This window comes from Corynebacterium timonense (assembly GCF_900105305.1).
In the GTDB taxonomy this organism is placed as follows: Bacteria; Actinomycetota; Actinomycetes; order Mycobacteriales; family Mycobacteriaceae; genus Corynebacterium; species Corynebacterium timonense.
In genome coordinates this window covers 132,938-151,783 of record NZ_LT629765.1, presented here as the reverse complement: position 1 = coordinate 151,783, position 18,846 = coordinate 132,938, and the positions used below count along the sequence as shown (strand labels likewise).

Below are 18,846 nucleotides of genomic sequence, written 5' to 3'. Positions count from 1 at the left end.
TCATGACGGGCTTTTCCCTACTATGGTGAAGCCCGTGGAAGCTGCACCTAAACGACCCCGATTGGCGCTCGCTTTTCTTGTCGCGGGCACGGGCTTCACCGCCGTAGCGCTCCTTGCCATAGCGATCGGGCCTGTCACGCTGAATCCGGGGGAGGCATTCGCCGCGCTTCGCGACGCCACCCTGGACGACCACTCCTCTCCCGCCGCGTCCGTGGTGTACAACATCCGCCTCCCCCGTATCATCGTCGGCGCTCTTGTCGGCGCGGCGCTCGCAGTCTCCGGAGCCGTCATGCAGGCGGTGTTCCGCAATCCGTTGGCAGACCCGGGAATCATCGGTGTTTCTGCCGGTGCGGCGACCGCGGCCGTGCTCGCCATCGTGTTCGGGCTCACTGCCGTCGGCGCCTGGGTGCTTCCCGCGGCAGCCTTCATCGGGGCGCTGGGCACCGTGGCTGTCGTCCAATCCATCGCCCAGTGGCGCGGCGGCGGGCCGGTCACACTGGTGCTCGTGGGCATTGCCGCCAGTGCGTTCCTCGGCGCCGTCACCTCCGCGGCGGTTGCTAACGCGCCCCAAGACAGCGACATTCGCGGCATCGCGTTTTGGCTCAACGGCGACCTCGTCGCCCGCACGTGGGCCCACGTGGGCATCGCGGCGGCCCCGATCCTTTTCGGCACGATCGCCGTCATCGCGGTGGGGCGCGACCTCAACATACTCACGTTAGGCGACTCGACGGCCCGCAGCCTCGGCGTCAACACAGCCGTCATGCGCCCCGCCGTACTCTCGCTGGCCGCGTTGCTCGCCGCGTGCGCGGTGGCGGTGTCCGGGATCATCGGCTTTGTCGGGCTTGTCGTTCCCCACCTCGTGCGCCTAACAGTCGGCACCGATCACCGAGCGCTTCTGCCGCTCGCAGCCGTGGCCGGGGCCACCTTCGTCGTCGCCGCGGATACGCTCGCCCGCACGATCTTCGACCCGGTCGTCTTGCAGACGGGCTCCGTCGTCGCCTTCATCGGCTCGCCACTGTTCCTGTGGTTGCTGTTACGCACCATCGGCCCCAACGGGAGGGGCGCGCTGTGACACTTCAAACGGTCGGGTTATGCCGTGACGGCATCCTCCACGACGTGAACTTTGCGGCGCGCCGAGGCGAGATTACCACCATCATCGGCCCCAACGGGGCGGGCAAGTCCACGCTGCTCGCCTACCTCGCGGGCATCGCCCGCCCCACCGTCGGCGATGTGCTCCTCGACGGCTCCCCCCTTGCCGCGCTGAGCTCGCGCGAGCGTGCCCGCGCCATCTCCCTCGTCGCCCAGGACACAACAGTCGGCGCCGACATGCGCGTGGAGCAGCTCGTTGAAACCGGCCGCCACCCGCACATCGGTCGCTTCGACACCGCCACCGACGACGACCGACTCAGAATCGCCCACGCCCTCACGCTTACTGCGACTGGCCACCTAGCTGGGCGAACAGTCAGCTCGTTATCCGGCGGCGAACGCCAGCGCGTTCATATTGCCCGGGCCCTCGCGCAGAACGCGCCCTACATGCTTCTCGACGAGCCCACTAGCGCCCTCGACCTGAAACATCAGGCGGACGTCGAAAAGCTCCTGCGCTCGGCGCGCAGTGAAGGCCGCGCCGTCGTCGCCGTCGTCCACGATCTGGGGCTGGCCGCGCGAATGAGCGATACCGTCACCCTGCTCGCGCGGGGACAGGTGCTCGCGGCCGGGAGCGTCGAGGAGACGATCACCGAGGAACTCATCGCGCAGGCCTACGACGTGCCCGTGCGCATCCACACGGACCCCTTCACGCACTCCCCCGTCGTCACTGTTGTGACCTAACAGAAAGGACCCACCATGAACGTGCACTCCACCCCCACAGCAGTCCTTGTCTGCTGCGCCGCGCTCGTAGTCAGCCTCACCGCCTGCTCCTCGCAGGGCGAGCCCCAGCATGCACCGCAGCCCCCAGCTACCGCGACCGAGTCGGGCACGGCGACTGCCAGCAGCGACGTACCCACGCACAAGCCCCAGCGCATCGCGGCTCTCTCCAGCGACGTCGCTTCCCTCGTCGCCGCGATCGCAGAGCCGGAGAACATCGCCCTCATCGCCGACATCGGCGAGCGGACCCCAGAGGGGCCGCAGGTGCTCCGCGGCGACCACAACGTCGACCCGGAGCAGATCCTCAGCGCAGAACCCGACCTCGTGCTGCTCACCTCGCGTCACGGGCAGGAGCAGGACGCCGCCGCGCTGATCGAGCAGAGCGCTATCCCCGTTGTCCAGTTCGACGGCGGGGACACCTGGTCCAGCATCGATGCCATCCTGGCCAACATCGACGAGCTCGGGTCCCTCCTCGGGGAGGAAGAACGAGCCGCGCAGCTACGCAGCGACATCGAGGAGACCCGCGCACGCGTGCACGAGCAGATCCCGGAAGGGCAAGCGCCGCGCGTTTTACCCCTCATGGCCCGCGGCGAGCAGCGTATGGTGGTCCCCCCGTCGGCGCTCCTGCACGGCCTCGTCGCCGAAGCCGGGGCCGAAGCACTAACTGGTACCTCCGGAGGGCGCGGTCCCGCCCCCGCAGACCCCGAGCTCATCGCCGCACTTAACCCCGACGTCATTGTCATCGAGGACTTCCAAGGACGCGGCACGCAGGACTTCGCAGAAATCCTGTCGAACCCGGCGCTGAGCCACGTTCCTGCCGTCGCCACTGGGCGTGTCCACTTCTTGCCCAGCGATCTCGTCACCGTCGCCGGGGCTGCGGACGTGGGCGACGGGCTCGCCGCTGTCGTCGACGCCATCTACCACCGACGCTAACGCCCCCGCGTAGCGCGGGGGCGTTCGTAGGGGGAGTCGCTCAGCGGGGTGTTACTTCTGCATCGTCCCAGTCTCGAGGATGCGGTTGTGGAAGTCGAACGCGTGCTTCAGGTCGTGCGGGGTGGCCTGGAACTGCGACTTCGACGCGAGCTCAACGTACTCCTGCAGCAGCGGGCGGTAGCTCGGGTGGGCGATGGAGATCATCTTCTCCACACGGTCGCGCGCCGCGAGGCCGCGCAGGTCAGCGACGCCGTACTCGGTGATGAACACCATCGCGTCGTGCTCGGTGTGGTCGACGTGCGAGACCATCGGCACGATCGCGGAAATCGCGCCGTCCTTCGCCACCGACGGGGAGATGAAGGAGGAGATGTAGGCGTTGCGGGTGAAGTCGCCGGAGCCGCCGAGAGCGTTCATCAGGCGGGAGCCGTTGATGTGCGTGGAGTTGGCGTTGCCGTAGATGTCAGCCTCAATCATCCCGTTGGAGGCGATCGTGCCCATCCGGCGGATGACCTCGGGGTGGTTCGAGATCGACTGCGGGCGCAGGACGATGGACTCGCGGTAGCGCGAGGCCTCGTTGTTCATCTTCTCCGCGTACTCGGGCGACAGGGAGAAGGAGGTGGCGGAGGCGACGGTCATCTTGCCGGCGTCGATCAGGTCGACCATGCCGTCCTGGATGACCTCGGTGTAGGCCTGGATGTTCTCGAACTTGGAGTCCATGAGGCCAGCCATCACGGCGTTCGGCACGTTACCCACGCCAGACTGCATGATGTACCCGTCGTAGGTGAGGCGCCCCGCCTTGACCTCGTACTCGAGGAAGTCGAGGAAGTGGCCTGCGATCTGCTCGGAGATGGCGTCCGGCGCCTTAAAGGCGGCGTTGCGGTCGGCGTCATCGGTCTTCACCACAGCGACGACCTTCTCCGGGTCGATCTCGATGTAGGTCGTGCCGATGCGATCGCCGCAGCTGGTGATCGGGACCGGGATGCGGTTCGGCAGCGGCGGGACGAGCCAGATGTCGTGCATGCCCTCGAGCTCGGGCGACTGCCACTCGTTGACCTCGATGATGATCTTCTTCGCCGCGTTGAGGAACTCAACGGAGTTACCCACCGAGGACGTCGGGACGATGTTGCCCTCTTCGGTGATGCGCACCGCCTCCACGATCGCGAGGTCGAGGTCGCCGAAGAAGCCCTGCTCCACCATCATGCCGGAGTGAGAAAGGTGGATGTCTTGGAACTTCAGTTCGCCCGCGTTGATCTTGCCGCGCATCGTCGGGTCGGACTGGTAGGGCATTCGGTAGCGCAGGGCGTTTGCCTCGGCGAGGACGCCGTCGCACTCCGGGGCGGTAGACGCGCCGGTGAACAGGTCGATGCTGAAGTCGCGGCCCTTCTCGTGCTCGGCCTTGGCCTTCTCAGCGATCACGCCCGGCATGGCCTTCGGGTAGCCGGCGCCGGTGAAGCCGGAGATACCGACCTTGTCGCCGTGGTTGACAAACTGGACGGCTTCCTCGGCGGTCATGACCTTGTCACGCAGCTGCGCGTGAGCAATACGGTCACTCATGGATGTCCTCCTTACGGTAGTGGGTAACACTTTCACTCTATTGTGACAGACGTTTCATTCTCGCGCGTCGACCCCGCCCCACTGTGGCGCGGGCGTTGCGCCGCACCCACGCCCCACCATCGGACACACCCGTCGACCGCGCCCCGAGGAATTGGACTGTAAGGCGCGCAGCAGGAACAATGGACTCATTATGACGAAAACCCTAGCTCCCTCCGCACACCCTGCCGCGCCGCTGCGCATCGGGGGCTACGACCTGAGCTCCCCGGTACTCCTCGCCCCCATGGCGGGCGTGACCAACATGCCGTTTCGCGTGCTGTGCCGCGAGATTGAGCAGCAGCTCACCGGCACCACCTCCGGGCTGTACGTCTGCGAAATGATCACCGCCCGCGCCCTCGTCGCTCGCAACCCGAAAACGCTGCACATGACGGCCTTCGCCCCGAGCGAGCGCCCCCGGTCCATGCAGCTCTATACGGTCGACCCACAGTTCACCTACGACGCCGTGCGCATGATCGTTGAGGAAGACATCGCCGACCACATCGACATGAACTTCGGCTGCCCCGTGCCCAAGGTGACGCGCCGCGGCGGCGGCGCGGCCATCCCCTTCAAGCGCCGCCTCTACGGCAACATCGTCGGAGCCGCCGTCAAGGCTGCCGAGGGCAGCGGCATACCCGTCACCGTGAAGTTCCGCATCGGCATCGACGCGCAGCACCACACCCACCTCGACGCAGGCCGCATCGCGGCCGAGGAGGGCGCCGCCGCCGTCGCGCTGCACGCGCGCACCGCGAGCCAGCGCTACTCCGGCTCCGCCGACTGGTCCGAGATCACCCGGCTTGTCGAGCACATGGAGGGCACCGGCCTTCCCGTCATCGGCAACGGCGACATCTTCTCCGCCGACGACGCCGAGGCCATGCTGCGCGAGACCGGCTGCCACGGCGTGGAGATCGGCCGCGGGTGCCTCGGCCGGCCCTGGATTTTCGCGCAGATCGGTGCGCAGCTGCGCGGCGAAGACGTCCCGCCCGAGCCCACGCTCGGGGAGGTCTCCGCCATCATCTACCGGCACGCAGAGCTTCTTTCGCTTCACGACGGCGAAGAGCACGCGTGCCGGGACATCCGCAAACACACGGGATGGTACCTGCGCGGCTTTCCCGTCGGCGGCGAGTTCCGCCGCGACCTCGCGCGGGTGGAATCCCTGGCCGAGCTGCGCGCACTGCTGGACACCATCGCCGATTCCACCGTCCGCGCCGAACACGCCGACGACGCCCGCGGCCGGCAGGGCTCCGCCTCCAAGGTCGCGCTCCCAGAGGGCTGGCTCGACGACCCCGAAGACGACACGGTACCGGTCGGGGCCGAGATGGAGAACAACGGAGGATAGCTATGGGGGAAGAGCCGCAGAACGCGCCGCTGCGCACCGTCTACCGGGAGCACCTAGAGGCTTTCGCCAACGACCTGCTGGATATGTGCGACACCGTCCGGCACGTGATGTCGAACGCCTCGGCCGCCCTGCTCAACCAATCGCTCGAGAACGCCGAGGAGGCGTTGTCGAGCGCCGACGCCCTCACCGAGATGGCCCAGCGCTGCGAGGAGCGCAGCATGCAGCTGCTCGCCTTGGAAAACCCGGTCGCCTCCGACCTGCGGCAAGTGCTGTCCTCCATATACATCGTGGAGGACTTCCAACGGATGGGCGTGCTGGCCGCCCACATCGCCACCACAGCCCGGCTGCGCCACCCCTCCCCCGTTGTGCCCGACACGATGGAGCCGTGCGTCGCCGAGCTCGCCCGCCTCGCGGAAGACCTGGGAAGCAAGACACACGCGCTGCTCGAGGACCCGGACACTGGTGTCGCCTTGGGCTTGCGCGACGATGACGACGACGTCGACGTGATGGAAAACTACATCCTGCACGCGCTGACCCAGCAGGAATGGCCGCACTCAGTGCGCGAGGCCGTCGACCTCGCTCTCATCTGCCGCTACTACGAGCGCTATTCGGACCACTGCGTCAACGTTGCGGCGCGCACCGTCTTCCTCATCACGGGGCTCAAGCCCGACGCCTACCTTGAGCAGCAGCGCGCGCGCGACGGCTTCGAAATGGAAGAGAAGATCGCCGCTATTGAGGAACGTTTTCGCCCCCGCCGCGGTGAGCAGCCGGGGGCGTAAGCGTCAGGGCAGAAAGCCGAGGGGCCGTTTAGCCGAAGCGGCCGGCGATGTAGTCCTCGGTCTCCTTCTTCTCCGGGTTCTCGAAGATCGTGGTGGTGTCGTTGAACTCCACCAGGTGGCCCGGCTTACCGGTGGCCTCGAGGGAGAAGAAGGCGGTCTTGTCGGAGACGCGGGCCGCCTGCTGCATGTTGTGGGTCACGATGACGATGGTGTAATCGTTCTTCAGCTCGTGGATCAGGTCCTCGACCGCGAGGGTAGAGATCGGGTCGAGCGCCGAGCAGGGCTCATCCATGAGGAGCACCTCGGGGCGCACCGCAATGGCGCGGGCGATGCAGAGACGCTGCTGCTGACCACCGGAGAGGCCGCCGCCGGGCTTATCCAGGCGATCCTTCACCTCTTCCCAGAGGTTGGCGCCGCGCAGCGACTCCTCCGCGACCTCCTTGAGCTTCTTCTTGTTCTTCTCACCGGCGAGGGCGAGGCCCGCGACGACGTTGTCCTCGATGGACATCGTGGGGAAGGGGTTCGCCTTCTGGAACACCATGCCGATGGTGTTGCGCACGCCCACCGGGTCGACCTTCGGGCCGTAGATGTCGTTGCCGTCGAGCAGGATCTCGCCCTTGACGGAGGCGTTGGGGATGACCTCGTGCATGCGGTTGATGGTGCGCAGCACGGTGGACTTGCCGCAGCCGGACGGGCCGATGAACGCGGTGACGGCCTGAGCCGGGATCTTCATGTTGACGTTCTGCACGGCGTGGAAGTCGCCGTAGTAAATGTTGACGTCGTTCAGTTCGAGCTTGGACATCGAGTTTCTCCTCAGGAGTGGGTAGTGGGGTAGCTGCGGGCGGTTACTTCTTCACCGAGAAGCGTGCGGCGATGAGTCGGGCCAGCAGGTTCAGGGCGACGACGATGATCACGAGGGTGAGGGCAGCGCCCCACAGCCTCTCGAGGGTGGGTTCGGTCGAGCCTGCCTTCCACATGTCGAGCATGAACAGCGGCAGCGAGGACTGCGGCTCGCTGAAGAGGCCGAACCAGTTGAGGGCCGGGGTGGAGCCGACCAAGATCAGCACCGGCGCAGACTCACCCATGACGCGCGCCACGGCGAGCATGATGCCGGTGACGATGCCGGACAGGGCGGTGGGCAAGACGATGCGCACGATCGTTTTCCATTTAGGCACGCCGAGGGCGTAGGAAGCCTCGCGCAGATCCATGGGCACCACGCGCAGCATTTCCTCGGTGTTGCGCACGACGATGGGGACCATGAGCAGGATCAGGGACAGGGCCACGGCGAAGCCCGAGCGCTGCTGGCCCAGGATGGTGATCCACAGGGCGTAGATGAACAGGGCCGCGACGATGGAGGGGACGCCGGAGAGGATGTCCACCATGAAGGTGGTCACGCGGCCGAGGCGGTTACCGTTCGCGTACTCCACGAGGTAGATGGCGGTGAAGACGCCGATCGGGATAGAGATGAGGGAGGCGACCAGGGTCTGCATCAGCGTACCGGCGATGGCGTGGAGGGCGCCGCCGCCCTCGGAACGCGCGCGGACGCCGATCATGTCCTGGGTCCACCAGGCGGGGTCGACAATCGCGGACCAGCCGCGGCCGACCACGGTGATCAGGAGCCACAGAAGCGGGATCAGCGCGATGATCATGCAGGCCCACATGAGGGCGCTCATCACCGTGTTGGTGGTCTTACGTCCGCCGGAGATGTCGGTGAACGGGCTGCCCCCCGCCGCGGCTGGGGCGGTCTCGGTGGCAGTTGCGCCGCCAGAGCCGGAGTTGTTCGGAAGTGCGGTGCTCATTGTGTCGCGTCTCCCCTTACTTCTTGTTGACGATCGCGCGGGCGATCGAGTTGACGATAAAGGTCAGGATGAACAGCACGAGGCCCGCGGCGATGTACGCGCCGGCGCTCGTGGGGTTGTTGAACTCCGCGGAGGCGTTCGCGATGTGGGTTGCGAAGGTCGATCCGCCGTCGAAAAGCGACGCTCGGAACTCGAGGCCCGGGGAGACGACCATGTAGAGGGCCATGGTCTCACCGAGAGCGCGGCCGAGGCCCAGCATGGAGCCCGCGATGTAGCCGGAAAGGCCGAAGGGAATGACGGTGAGCCGGATAACTTCCCAGCGGGTTGCGCCGAGGGCGAGCGCGGCCTCGATCTGGCCGGGCGGCGTCTGCACGAAGACCTCGCGCGCCGTCGCCGCGATCACGGGAAGAATCATAACGGCCAAGACGATGCCACCGGTCAGGATGTTGCGGCCCGTGGCGAAGGAGGGGGAGTTCTGGTAGTGCGCGAAGAGGAAGAAGTCGCCGCCCCACGAGTTCACCCACTCGTAGAAGCCACCGAGGGCCGGGCCAAGCACCTGAGCACCCCACAGGCCGTACACAATCGACGGAACCGCCGCGAGCATGTCCACCAGGGTTCCCAGCGGGCGGACGAGCTGCTTCGGTGCGTAGTTGGACAGGAACAGCGCGATACCGAGCGCGACAGGCATCGCGAGAATGAGTGCGATCAGCGAGATCATGACCGTGAAGAAGAATAGGTTCGGGATACCGAACTGCATCTGGTCAAGGTTCGCGGTCTGCCACTGGCCGGTGTAGGTGAAGAAGCCGATCAGGCCGCCCTCGTTGCGCAGCAGCGGGGGCACCGCCTGGATGAGCAGGAAGAGGCCGATAGCGGCGATGATGATGGTGATGAGAACCGACGATGCGGTGGAGAAAAACTCGAACACGCGGTCACCGGGGCGCTTCACGCCCTGGGGTGTGGACGCGCTCACGTTCTCTTTCGGAGCCTCGGGGGAGAGAGTCGGAGCGCCGGTGGAGCTCGGGAAGACGGCGTTGTCAGCCGCGTCCGACCCGGCGCGGAGGCCATCGTTCGAAGAAGGCAGGTCGTTATCAGCCATAGTCTCGAATCCTTATAGTGAATTGCTTGAGCGGTAGAACCGCGGAAACACAGGGACCGTGGCGCCGTCACCGACGGGCCGGTGCATAAGAACGCCCCCCAGGTCCACAGAATCAGACGGGGGGCATTCTCGTGCCCGCACTTCCGGCGGGCGGGGTGGCTCGTTACGCTTAGCCGATCGCTTCGACAGCGTCACGCAGGCGCTCGAGGTGAGCACCCTGGACCGGAATGAAGCCTTCGGCTGCGAGCTCGTCGTCCTGGGAGTCCAGAGCGACGGTCAGGAAGTCCTTGACCATGTTGGAGGTCGCCTCGTCGTAGCCAGCGGAGCAGACAATCTCGTAGGTGGTCAGAACCAACGGGTAGTTGTCAGCCTCGTTGGAGGTAAACAGGGCCTCGGAGTCGACGACCATGTTGTGGCCCTCGGTCTCGAAGGTGAGGTTATCGAGGGCGTTACCCACGGTCTCCTCGTTGAGCTCGACCGGGCCGTTGCCGAAGTCGATGTTGGCGATGTTCTCGGCGAAGCCGGCCTCGACGTAGGTGATGGCGCCCGGGGTGGAGTTGACCTGATCCGCGACACCGGTGGAGCCGTTCGCGCCAGCGCCCACGGCGGCCGGGAAGGCCTTACCGGAGCCCTCCCACTTGCCGTCGGAAGCGGCAGCGAGGAAGCGCTGGAAGTTATCGGTGGTACCGGATTCGTCGGAGCGGTAGATAACGGAGATGTCCTCGTCCGGCAGCTCGGCGCCCGGGTTAGCCTCGGCGATCTTCGGGTCGTTCCACTTGGTGATGACACCCTGGAAGATCTCGACGATGTTGTCGACGGTCAGGTTGAGCTCGTCCACGCCCTCGAGGTTGTAGGCGATAGCGACGGGGCCGATCACGAGCGGCAGGTGCCACGCCTCGTTGCCGCCGCAACGCTCTGCGGCCTGCTCGACCTCGTCCTCCTTCAGTGCGGAGTCGGACCCGGCAAAAACAGCCTGGTCAGCGATGAAGTTCTTGATGCCGTTACCGGAACCGGTGGCGTTGTACGCGAGGTTCGCGCCCGGCACTTCCTCCGAGTAGCGGGAGCCGAAGTAGTCCATCGCGTTCTGCTGGGAGGTAGCACCCTCGGCGACGAGCTGGCCGGTCTGGCCGCTCAGACCCTCCGCAGCGTCCTCGTTGGTCTCCTCGGCGGGCTCAGCGGTCTCGGCCGCTTCGTTGTTAGCGTTGTCCTCCGGCTGCTCCTCTTCGCCACAGGCCACGAGGGACACGGAGGAGAGAGCAAGCACGCTGGCCACAGCAGCGGTGCGCTTAAAGTTGCGAATCACAGGTTACCTTTCGGGTCCATTTGTCGATGATCTCCGAGCATCGGAATGGAGAGGAAACAGTGCCCTCCAGATTGCCCACACGCCGAGCGCACCCGACTAGGGCAATCTTCCGATTACTCACACAGGACAACCTACGAAAGCCAGGTAAACCTAAAGTAACCCGTTAGGTTAACAGTCCGTAAACTTTGCACATCTCGCAGGTAGACTGCCCTATTGTGCGGTGTTCGAGGTGTTCGCGGTGTTTGCGTAGACCACATGGGATTCCCGCACGGCGAAACCCATCTGCTTGTACCGCTTCACCGCGGGCGCGTTGTCCGCTTCGACATAGAGGATGACCCGCGACGATCCTTGCTTCACCAGGTGTTCCAGCCCGACGGACAGCAGCGGCTCCCCCAGTCCTTTCCCCCGATATTCAGTAGCCACACCAACCACATACACCTCACCCGTTGAGTCGGGGTGGACCTTCGTCCAATGGAATCCAGCCATCGTCTCGCCGTCGAAAAGAAACCAGACGCCGTCCGGGTCGAACCAGTCCGTCTCCATGCCCTGGTGCAGCCTCCCCAGGTCCCAGCCCCCTTGCTCCGGGTGCCACGAGAAGGCGTCGTTGTTCACGTCGAGCCACTGCTGCTCCACGCGCTCACGGCCATACGTCTCGACCGCCTCCGGGTAGGCAAGGGCCGTGTACCCCGCTGGCACCTTCGGGTGCGCGGCCGTCTCGAGGGCGTCACCGTCGATTCCCATCACCAGCAGCTCGCGGGTGACCTGCAACGACAGCGAGCGCGCTACCTCCTGCGCCGCGGGGAGGTTGCCGTGGGCCCACACGCCCGCCTGCGCGTTGTGGGCGAACACCTCGTCGAGCAGCGCCCTGCCATGCCCGCGCCGGCGCGCCCGCGGGTGCACGACGAGCTCGGCGCTGCCGTCGGGAGCGACAGCAGCGAGACCCACGAGCTCGTCGCCCTCGCGGCGCTCGACGTGCCGGTGCCCCAGGTCCTCGTGTAAACCGCGGACGAAGGCCTCCGAAAAAGGCTCCACCCCATCGTGGTGGTCGGCCGCGGCGATCAGCCGCGCGCGCTCCGTGGTCCGCGCCGTGGTCCGCTCCGGTGTCCTCTCCGGTGTCCTCTCCGGTGTCCTCTCAGTGTTCGTCATGCGACCAGGCTACGGTACTAATAAATACTGTGAGCTCACGACGGTTAACGCTGGACAGGCGCCACTGGGTGGCGCTGGCCCTCGCCGCTGGCCTGGCCCTGATCGTGGTCGCTGCGGATACGGTGCTGGCGTCGCGCGCCGAACACCGCGTCGCGCAGCGCTACAGCGGAACAGAGGTGTACATCGCCAGCTTCCCCTTCACCACATCGCTCCTCCTTGGTTCCATCCCCCGCGTCAGCGTCACGGCGCTCGACGCGCCCGTCGAGGGCATCGGGATCGCCAACGCCACCTCCGAGGCCGTCGACGTGAGCGTTGCCGGGGCCAAGGCCATCCGCGGCGACTTCGCGGGCGCGAAGGCCGCGACCCTGCGCCGCCAGGTCCGCCTCGACGGCGTGGCCTTCGGCGAGCTGCTCGGCATGACCGACCTCGACATCGCGAACCCCTACGACATCTCCCCCGGGGAGGCCCCGCCAGCGAAGTACGCCTGACGGGAACCCCGCCCGGTATGGATGAGCAGGTGAGCGTCGTGGCCACGCTCCGTCTCGTCGACGGCGTCTTCCATCTGCGCCCGAGTGTCATCGACCACGCCCCGAGCGACGCCGATACGGACGCCGTCGTGCGCGCCTTCACGCTCACCCGCGACACCCGGGATTTCACTCTCGGCGGGCCCGCCGACCTCGTCCAGGTCTCGGGCGGCTCCATCGAATTTTCCCGCGACCGCATCAACGTCACGCTTGAGCCCGAGGACCTCTCCCCGCTCGCACCAGGTGTCCGGGCGGCTGGGTAGTGTTGCGGGCATGAGCGACAACAGCCACCAGCCCGAACAGAGCCCCTCCCCCGCCCGGCCCCGCGGCCTCGACGGCAACGAGGCCGTCACCCTCGCCGCGGAGCAGTCGAAGAAGACGGCCCACCGCAACATCCCGGGGCTTGGCTTCGACGACCTGCCCCTGCCGGACGACACCGCGAACTTGCGCCAGGGCCCCTCGCTTCACGACGGCCTTTTGGCGCTACTCCCCCTCGTCGGCGTCTGGTCGGGCTCGGGCCAGGCCAACGACAACGGCGACGAATACGCCTTCGGCCAGCAGCTTGTGGTCTCGCACGACGGGGAGAACTACCTGCGCTTCGAGTCGCGCACGTGGCGGCTCACCGCCGACGGCACGGCCGCCGGCCCCGACCAGCGCGAGGTGGGCTTTTGGCGCATCTCCGCCTCTGACGAGATCGAGCTCACCCTGACCAACTCGCGCGGTTTGGTCGAAATCATGTATGGCGAGCCATACAACGACCGCGCGTGGCAGGTCCAGAGCGCCTCCACGATGGTCACGGCGACCGGGCCGGCCAACCACGGTCCCGGCAAACGCATGTACGGCCTCATGCCCAACAACAACCTCGGCTGGGTCGACGAACGCGTCGTCGACGGCGAGCTCGTGCCCTACATGTCGGCGGAGCTCGCACGCGTCGCCGGTTAGGTGTCCTGGGCGGCGAGTGAGGCGTCGATAAGCTGGGCGATCTCCGACGCGTTGTCGGGCTCAGGCAGCGCGGCGCCGTCGAGGTGCGTGACGCGCACGGGCCCGCGCACGGAGCTGACCAGCCAGACGGACTGCGCCGAGCGGAGGTCGTCGGCGTAGAGGTTCTTCGACGCGCAGCGCCACCCCTGCGAGGTCGCGTACTCGAAGACAGCCTGGATGGTGGTGCCCGCCATGACGTCGGGGCCGGCCTTCGGCGTGCGCATCCGGTTGCCGCGTTTGACCACGAGCACCGTCGACCGCGTTCCCTCGAGCACGCGCTCGGTGCGCGGGTCGATGTAGATGATGTCGTCGTAGCCGTGCTCGCGCGCCCAGCGCAGCGCCGCCATCGTGGCGGTGTAGTTGAGCGTCTTGGCGCCGAGGGCGAGCCACGGGGCGGACGCGTCGCTGTCGACGGTGTAGCCGCGGCCCGCCGTGGCCACCCTGACTCCTTCGGCGCGCAGCCTGGCGTCCTCGGGGTCGGTCGGGCGCACGGTTAGCCACGCGGTGGGCACGCCCGTGGTGGCGCGGCCGCGCGACATCGTCCACACGCACGAGGCCTCGGCGCTCTCGGCGCTGTCCTCTCCCCCGCGCTCGCGCACGTAGTCCGCGATGGCCTCGCGCGTGGCGGCGCGCCACTGCTCGGGGTTCGGCTCGGGCAGGTCGAGCTGCGCGGCCGACCGGCGGAAGCGCTCAAGGTGCCTCTCCAGGTTCACGGGGCGCGCGTTGTTCACCAGGATCGTCTCAAAGATGCCGTCGCCGCGGGTAGCCACGGCGTCGTCCCAGAAGATGTGCGGCATGTTCGCGTTTTGCCTGCGCACCGAGCCGCCGAATGGTTCCACGAGGTAGATCACGGGTTGCGGGGCAAGGTGGGGGAAAGAAGACGATTGCGCCATGCCGCCCCATTATGCACGTACGATCGACGGCATGACTGCTGTGACCGAGGACAACCCGTACCGTTCCCCGCTCCTCGCGCGCCCTGGGGCAGCGGAACTCCCCGACGCTGCGACCTCGCCCCTCGACGCCGCGGGCGTCGCCTGGCACTACGGCGACCCTTTGGGCGAGCAGCGTGTCCTGTCCACCGGACCGGTGCTCGTCGACCGCTCGCACCGCGCCGTTATCGCCGTCACCGGCCCCGACGCGCCCGCCTTTCTGAACAACATCCTGTCGCAAAAGCTTGACGACGCCCCTCCGGCCTTCTCCGGCTCCGCCCTCGACCTGGACATCCGCGGCCACATCCTCCACCACGCCGACGTCTACCTCGACTCCGGCACCGACGGCGCCACCTACTACCTCGATATGCCGAGCCGGCAGCGCTCCACGTTCGTCGACTTCCTGCGCCGCATGGTCTTTTGGTCCGACGTCACCATCGAGGAGACGGACCTGGGCATCCTCACCGTGCTCGCCCCCGCTGGCGCTTCCGAGTCCCCCGCGATCACCAGCGTGTTTACCCGCCGCGTCCCGGGGTGGAGCTCCCCGCAGCGGTGGGACGTCGCCGTCGAGCGCAGCGACATCTCCCGCGCCGTCGAAGAGTTCACCCGCGCGGGCGGCGCGCTCGCCGGGCTCATGGCGTTTACCGCCGAGCGCGTCCGCGCCGGCGAGCCAGAGTTGGGCGTGGACCTGGACGACAAGTCCATCCCCCACGAGGCGCCGCGCCTGATCAACCGCGGCGAGCACATCGGCGCCGTCCACCTGGCCAAGGGGTGCTACCGCGGGCAGGAGACCGTCGCGCGCGTGGAAAACCTCGGGCGCCCCCCGCGCCTACTGGTCCTTGTTCACCTCGACGGGTCCGCGCCCGTCGACCCCGTCCCAGGCGCGGAGCTCACCCTCGGCGGGCGCACGGTGGGCCGGCTCGGCACCGTGGTGCACGACGCCGACTACGGGCCGATCGCCCTCGCGCTGGTCAAGCGCACGGCCATCGGTCACGGCGATCTCACCGCCGAGGGCGACACTCCTGTTGCCGCGAGCATCGACCCCGACTCCTTGCCCACCGACGAGGGGGAGAAAGCGGGGCGCCGGGCCGTCGAAAAGCTGCGCGGGCAGCAGTAGGGCACCCGCCGCCCCCGGAAGCGGGCGTTCGCGCAGGTCAGACAGTGTTGCGGAATTTTTTTGAGCAACAGGCTATTATATTGGGCAGGACAATTCAGACACGATTTATAGAGGCCGCCCATCAATGAATGGGCCGTCTTCAACCACCTCAAGGGGGTCACGCCATGGGCCGCGGACGCGCCAAAGCAAAGCAGACCAAGGTTGCTCGCCAACTCAAGTACCACACGCCGGACATGGACCTCGAGTCGCTGCAGCGCGAACTCTCGGGGCAGACGCAGTCGCGCGAGTGGGACGACGACGATCAGGACGACCCCTACGCCGACTACGCTGACTGGAAGAACAACAACTAGTCGTCCTGCACTCACGCACCCGGGTTGCCCCGGGTGCTTTTGCTTATCTCGGTCGTGAGCGGGCCTTTTAGTAGTGGGGGTGCGTGCCCGCGAGGACGGCGCGGGCGGTCTCGCCCTCCTCCGCGGCGCGGACCTCGCCGAGCACCCAGCTCTCCACGTGGCGGGCTGCGAGGATAGCCAAGGCGCGGTCCCGATCCTCGGGCGCGACGATGGCGACCATGCCGACGCCCATGTTGAAGGTCTTTTCCATCTCCTCGTCCGGCACCTGCCCGATCGAGCGGATCGTGCGGAAGATCTCGCCCGGCGTCCACGAGCCGCGCTGCATCTCGGCGACCTTGCCCTCGGGGATAATGCGCTCCATGTTGCCCACCAGGCCGCCGCCGGTGACGTGGCAGAAGGTGCGCACCGAGCACTCGCTCGCCAGCTCGAGGCAGTCGAGCGCGTAGATGCGCGTCGGCTCGAGCAGCTCCTCGCCGAGGGTCCGGCCCAGCTCGTCGATGTGCCCGTCGAGCGGCAGGCCCGCGCGCTCGAGGAGGACGTGGCGGGCCAAGGAGTAGCCGTTCGAGTGCAGGCCGGAGGAGGCCATGCCGATAATGACGTCCCCGTCGCGCACGCGGTCCGGGCCGAGCAGCTCGTCCGCCTCGACGACGCCGACGGCGGTGGCGGAGACGTCGTAGTCGTCCGGGCCCATCACGCCCGGGTGCTCCGCGGTCTCCCCGCCCAGAAGGGCGCAGCCGGCGCGGACGCAGCCCTCGGCGATACCGGAGACGATCTCCGCGACCTTCTCCGGCACGACTTTGCCGATGGCGATGTAGTCCTGAAGGAACAGCGGCTCGGCGCCGCAGACGACGAGGTCGTCGACGCACATGGCCACGAGATCGATGCCGATCGTGTCGTGCTTGCCCATCGCCCGCGCGACGGCAAGCTTCGTGCCCACGCCGTCGGAGCCGGCGGCGAGGAGCGGCTCACGGTACTTGCCCAGTGCGAACAGGCCGGCGAAGCCGCCGAGCCCGCCGCGCACTTCGGGGCGGCTGGCGCGCTTGGCCAGGGGCGCGAACAGCTCCACGGCCTTGTCGCCGGCCTCGATGGACACGCCGGCGGCCTCGTAGGAGACGGGAATGTGGTCGTCGTTAAGCGTGCTCATCGGCTAGTACTCACCTTTCTGGATGCGGCGGACGAGGTCGGCGTTGGGGTTACCCTCCGGGAGGCCGAGGGGGTATGTTCCGGTGAAGCAGGCCGCGCACAGGGTGTCGGCCGGCTGGCGCGTGGCGGCAATCATGTCGTCTGTGGACACGAAGGCCAGGGAGTCGGCGCCGATGACGGTGCGGATCGACTCGCTCACGGCGGTGTCGTCCCCGCCGCCGCCGTTGTTGGCAATCAGCTCGCCCGGGCTGGCGAAGTCGATGCCGTAGAAGCACGGCCACTTCACCGGCGGCGAGGCGATGCGCACGTGCACCTCGGCGGCGCCGGCCTCGCGCAGCATCGTGATGAGCTTGCGCTGGGTGTTGCCGCGCACGATCGAGTCGTCCACAACGACGAGCTTCTTGCCGTCGATGATCTCGCGCACCGGGTTGAGCTTGAGCCGCAGGCCTAGCTGGCGCAGCGTGTCCGAGGGCTGGATGAAGGTGCGCCCGACGTAGGCGTTCTTCATCAGCCCCTGCTTGAAGGGGATGCCGGACTCCTCGGCGTACCCGATGGCCGCCGGCGTGCCCGACTCCGGGACCGGCATGACCAAGTCGGCGTCGACGGGTCGCACGCTCGCGAGGCGTTTGCCGATGTCGATGCGGGAGGCGTGCACCGAGCGGCCCTCGATGACCGAGTCGGGACGCGCCACGTAGACGTACTCGAAGACGCAGTGCGCGCGGGGCGTGGAGGCGAAGCGCTCGGTGCGCACGCCCGAGCCGTCGATAGCGATGAGCTCGCCCGGCTCGATGTCGCGCACGAAGGTGGCCCCAACGATGTCGAGGGCGCACGTCTCGGAGGCGACAACCCAGCCGTTTTCCAGGCGCCCGAGAACCAAGGGGCGTACGCCGTGCGGGTCGCGCGCCGCGTACAGGGTGCGGCCGTCGGTGACCATGAAGCAGAAAGCGCCCTCGATGCGGGGGAGGAGCTCACGGGCGGCGTCGATAAGCGATGCCCCCTCGCGGATCCCGTCGGCGAGCAGCGCGGAGACGACCGCGGTATCGGAGGAGGAGCCCTGCCCCTCGACGCCCTCCGCGGGGATGAGGCGCTTGGCGATGGCCTCTTCCTGCAGCGCCTGGTAGTTGGTCAGGTTGCCGTTGTGGGCCAACGCCACGTCCGTGCCGTTCGGCGAGGTGCGAAACATCGGCTGGACGTTGTCCCAGCTGTTACCGCCCGCGGTGGAGTAGCGCGTGTGGCCGATGGCCACGTCGCCCTGCAGGGCGTTGAGCACGGACTCGTCGAAGACCTGGGAGACCAAGCCGGTGTCCTTGAACACCACGATGTTGTCGTCGTCGCCCACCGCAATGCCCGCGCCCTCCTGGCCGCGGTGCTGGAGGGCGAACAGCCCGAAGTAGGACAGTTTGGCGACATCCTCGCCCGGCGCCCAGACGCCGAACACGCCGCACTCCTCCCTGGGTTCGTCGCTGGGCTGGCCAGTTACCTCATCTTGCGCGGGGCCCGCAGGCTCTGCGGCGGCCCCGGTGTTCACCATGTGCACGTGGCCCACTCTAACGGATTAGGCACGCCCGATGGCAATCACCGGCAGCCCGGCCGCCACCTCGCCGGCGCGCGACCCGCTCGCCTCGACCAGCCCCTCCTCCAGGGCGTCGTCGAAGGAGAGCACGCCGGTGGCCAGGCGCAGCCACGTCTGCGGGGAGCACTCCACCACGTTGGGAGGCGTGCCGCGCGTATGCCGCGGCCCCTCGACGCACTGGACCGCCACGAAGGGCGGGACGCGCAGCTCCACCGTGGAGCCGGGCAGTTCTTCCGCCAGGGCGCGGGCGGTGCGGCGGCAGGCGTCGGCAAGCTCTGCCCGCCCGGGCGCGGCCGCGGACTGGCCACGCAGCCACGGCGCGACGGCGTCGACGGCGCGGCGGGTTTCATGGGGGTCGTTCTTCGGTGCCATGGGCCCATGGTA

General features: G+C 67.5%; 20 protein-coding genes. 10 read left to right on the top strand and 10 right to left on the bottom strand.

Annotated elements, in window-relative coordinates; genetic code table 11:
* The first annotated feature begins 22 nt into the window (after positions 1-22).
* From BLT81_RS00725 to BLT81_RS00715, 3 genes are read left to right on the top strand one after another with little or no spacing between them, the layout of a single operon-like run.
* A complete protein-coding gene (locus BLT81_RS00725; RefSeq protein ID WP_040421864.1) occupies positions 23-1,072 on the top strand; it encodes a FecCD family ABC transporter permease in 1,050 nt (349 codons plus the stop codon).
* A complete protein-coding gene (locus tag BLT81_RS00720; RefSeq protein ID WP_040421866.1) occupies positions 1,069-1,827 on the top strand; it encodes an ABC transporter ATP-binding protein in 759 nt (252 codons plus the stop codon). Before BLT81_RS00725 ends, BLT81_RS00720 begins: the two co-directional genes overlap by 4 nt.
* Positions 1,828-1,842: 15 nt before the next feature.
* Positions 1,843-2,796: an ABC transporter substrate-binding protein gene (locus tag BLT81_RS00715; protein WP_019195060.1), complete on the top strand. Its 954-nt coding sequence runs from the start codon at positions 1,843-1,845 to the stop codon at positions 2,794-2,796.
* 51 nt (positions 2,797-2,847) lie between these two features.
* On the opposite strand, the gene BLT81_RS00710 is transcribed toward BLT81_RS00715, so the two are convergent.
* Complete coding sequence (locus BLT81_RS00710; RefSeq protein WP_019195061.1) at positions 2,848-4,350, bottom strand: acetyl-CoA hydrolase/transferase family protein; 1,503 nt, start codon at positions 4,348-4,350, stop codon at positions 2,848-2,850.
* Between the two features lie 190 nt (positions 4,351-4,540).
* Between BLT81_RS00710 and dusB the strand changes: the two genes are divergently transcribed.
* Positions 4,541-5,722, top strand: a complete 1,182-nt coding sequence (dusB, locus tag BLT81_RS00705) for a tRNA dihydrouridine synthase DusB (RefSeq protein ID WP_019195062.1) — start codon at positions 4,541-4,543, stop codon at positions 5,720-5,722.
* Between the two features lie 29 nt (positions 5,723-5,751).
* On the top strand, positions 5,752-6,501 hold the full coding sequence (locus BLT81_RS00700) for a phosphate signaling complex PhoU family protein (protein WP_040421889.1): 750 nt from the start codon (positions 5,752-5,754) through the stop codon (positions 6,499-6,501).
* A gap of 28 nt (positions 6,502-6,529) precedes the next feature.
* Here BLT81_RS00700 and pstB read toward each other — a convergent pair whose 3' ends face one another.
* The 5 genes from pstB to mshD form a co-directional block, all read right to left on the bottom strand.
* Entirely contained in the window at positions 6,530-7,303 is a 774-nt protein-coding gene (pstB, locus tag BLT81_RS00695) for a phosphate ABC transporter ATP-binding protein PstB (protein ID WP_019195064.1), read from the bottom strand.
* 43 nt (positions 7,304-7,346) lie between these two features.
* Positions 7,347-8,300 (bottom strand): phosphate ABC transporter permease PstA, encoded by a 954-nt coding sequence (gene pstA / locus BLT81_RS00690; protein ID WP_019195065.1) that lies wholly within the window; start codon positions 8,298-8,300, stop codon positions 7,347-7,349.
* Between the two features lie 16 nt (positions 8,301-8,316).
* The gene (gene pstC / locus BLT81_RS00685) at positions 8,317-9,396 is read right to left on the bottom strand and encodes a phosphate ABC transporter permease subunit PstC (protein ID WP_019195066.1); all 1,080 of its coding nucleotides are present in this window, start codon (positions 9,394-9,396) and stop codon (positions 8,317-8,319) included.
* Between the two features lie 169 nt (positions 9,397-9,565).
* A complete protein-coding gene (gene pstS, locus BLT81_RS00680) occupies positions 9,566-10,699 on the bottom strand; it encodes a phosphate ABC transporter substrate-binding protein PstS (RefSeq protein WP_019195067.1) in 1,134 nt (377 codons plus the stop codon).
* 210 nt (positions 10,700-10,909) lie between these two features.
* A complete protein-coding gene (gene mshD, locus BLT81_RS00675; protein WP_019195068.1) occupies positions 10,910-11,845 on the bottom strand; it encodes a mycothiol synthase in 936 nt (311 codons plus the stop codon).
* 29 nt (positions 11,846-11,874) lie between these two features.
* Here mshD and BLT81_RS12465 point away from each other — a divergent pair, with 29 nt between their 5' ends.
* Genes BLT81_RS12465 through BLT81_RS00665 form a run of 3 tightly spaced genes read left to right on the top strand, consistent with a single transcriptional unit; the run spans position 11,875 to position 13,311 of the window.
* On the top strand, positions 11,875-12,333 hold the full coding sequence (locus BLT81_RS12465) for an LmeA family phospholipid-binding protein (RefSeq protein WP_172812357.1): 459 nt from the start codon (positions 11,875-11,877) through the stop codon (positions 12,331-12,333).
* A 17-nt stretch (positions 12,334-12,350) separates the two neighbouring features.
* Complete coding sequence (locus BLT81_RS12460; protein ID WP_172812356.1) at positions 12,351-12,632, top strand: hypothetical protein; 282 nt, start codon at positions 12,351-12,353, stop codon at positions 12,630-12,632.
* Between the two features lie 10 nt (positions 12,633-12,642).
* Positions 12,643-13,311: a heme-binding beta-barrel domain-containing protein gene (locus BLT81_RS00665; RefSeq protein ID WP_019195070.1), complete on the top strand. Its 669-nt coding sequence runs from the start codon at positions 12,643-12,645 to the stop codon at positions 13,309-13,311.
* On the opposite strand, the gene BLT81_RS00660 is transcribed toward BLT81_RS00665, so the two are convergent.
* Positions 13,308-14,243 carry an aminodeoxychorismate lyase gene (locus BLT81_RS00660; RefSeq protein WP_019195071.1) on the bottom strand — a complete coding sequence of 312 codons (936 nt, stop codon included), beginning with the start codon at positions 14,241-14,243 and terminating at the stop codon, positions 13,308-13,310. The genes BLT81_RS00665 and BLT81_RS00660 overlap by 4 nt on opposite strands.
* 31 nt (positions 14,244-14,274) lie before the next feature.
* Between BLT81_RS00660 and ygfZ the strand changes: the two genes are divergently transcribed.
* Both ygfZ and BLT81_RS00650 read left to right on the top strand, forming a co-directional pair.
* Positions 14,275-15,396 (top strand): CAF17-like 4Fe-4S cluster assembly/insertion protein YgfZ, encoded by a 1,122-nt coding sequence (ygfZ, locus tag BLT81_RS00655; protein ID WP_019195072.1) that lies wholly within the window; start codon positions 14,275-14,277, stop codon positions 15,394-15,396.
* A 164-nt stretch (positions 15,397-15,560) separates the two neighbouring features.
* The gene (locus BLT81_RS00650; RefSeq protein ID WP_019195073.1) at positions 15,561-15,746 is read left to right on the top strand and encodes a DUF3073 domain-containing protein; all 186 of its coding nucleotides are present in this window, start codon (positions 15,561-15,563) and stop codon (positions 15,744-15,746) included.
* 67 nt (positions 15,747-15,813) lie between these two features.
* Here BLT81_RS00650 and purM read toward each other — a convergent pair whose 3' ends face one another.
* The 3 genes from purM to BLT81_RS00635 are packed head-to-tail and all read right to left on the bottom strand — an operon-like array spanning position 15,814 to position 18,834.
* The gene (gene purM, locus BLT81_RS00645; RefSeq protein ID WP_019195074.1) at positions 15,814-16,890 is read right to left on the bottom strand and encodes a phosphoribosylformylglycinamidine cyclo-ligase; all 1,077 of its coding nucleotides are present in this window, start codon (positions 16,888-16,890) and stop codon (positions 15,814-15,816) included.
* A 3-nt stretch (positions 16,891-16,893) separates the two neighbouring features.
* A complete protein-coding gene (gene purF, locus BLT81_RS00640) occupies positions 16,894-18,420 on the bottom strand; it encodes an amidophosphoribosyltransferase (protein WP_040421895.1) in 1,527 nt (508 codons plus the stop codon).
* 24 nt (positions 18,421-18,444) lie between these two features.
* A complete protein-coding gene (locus BLT81_RS00635; RefSeq protein ID WP_019195076.1) occupies positions 18,445-18,834 on the bottom strand; it encodes a sterol carrier family protein in 390 nt (129 codons plus the stop codon).
* Between the last annotated feature and the right edge of the window lie 12 nt (positions 18,835-18,846).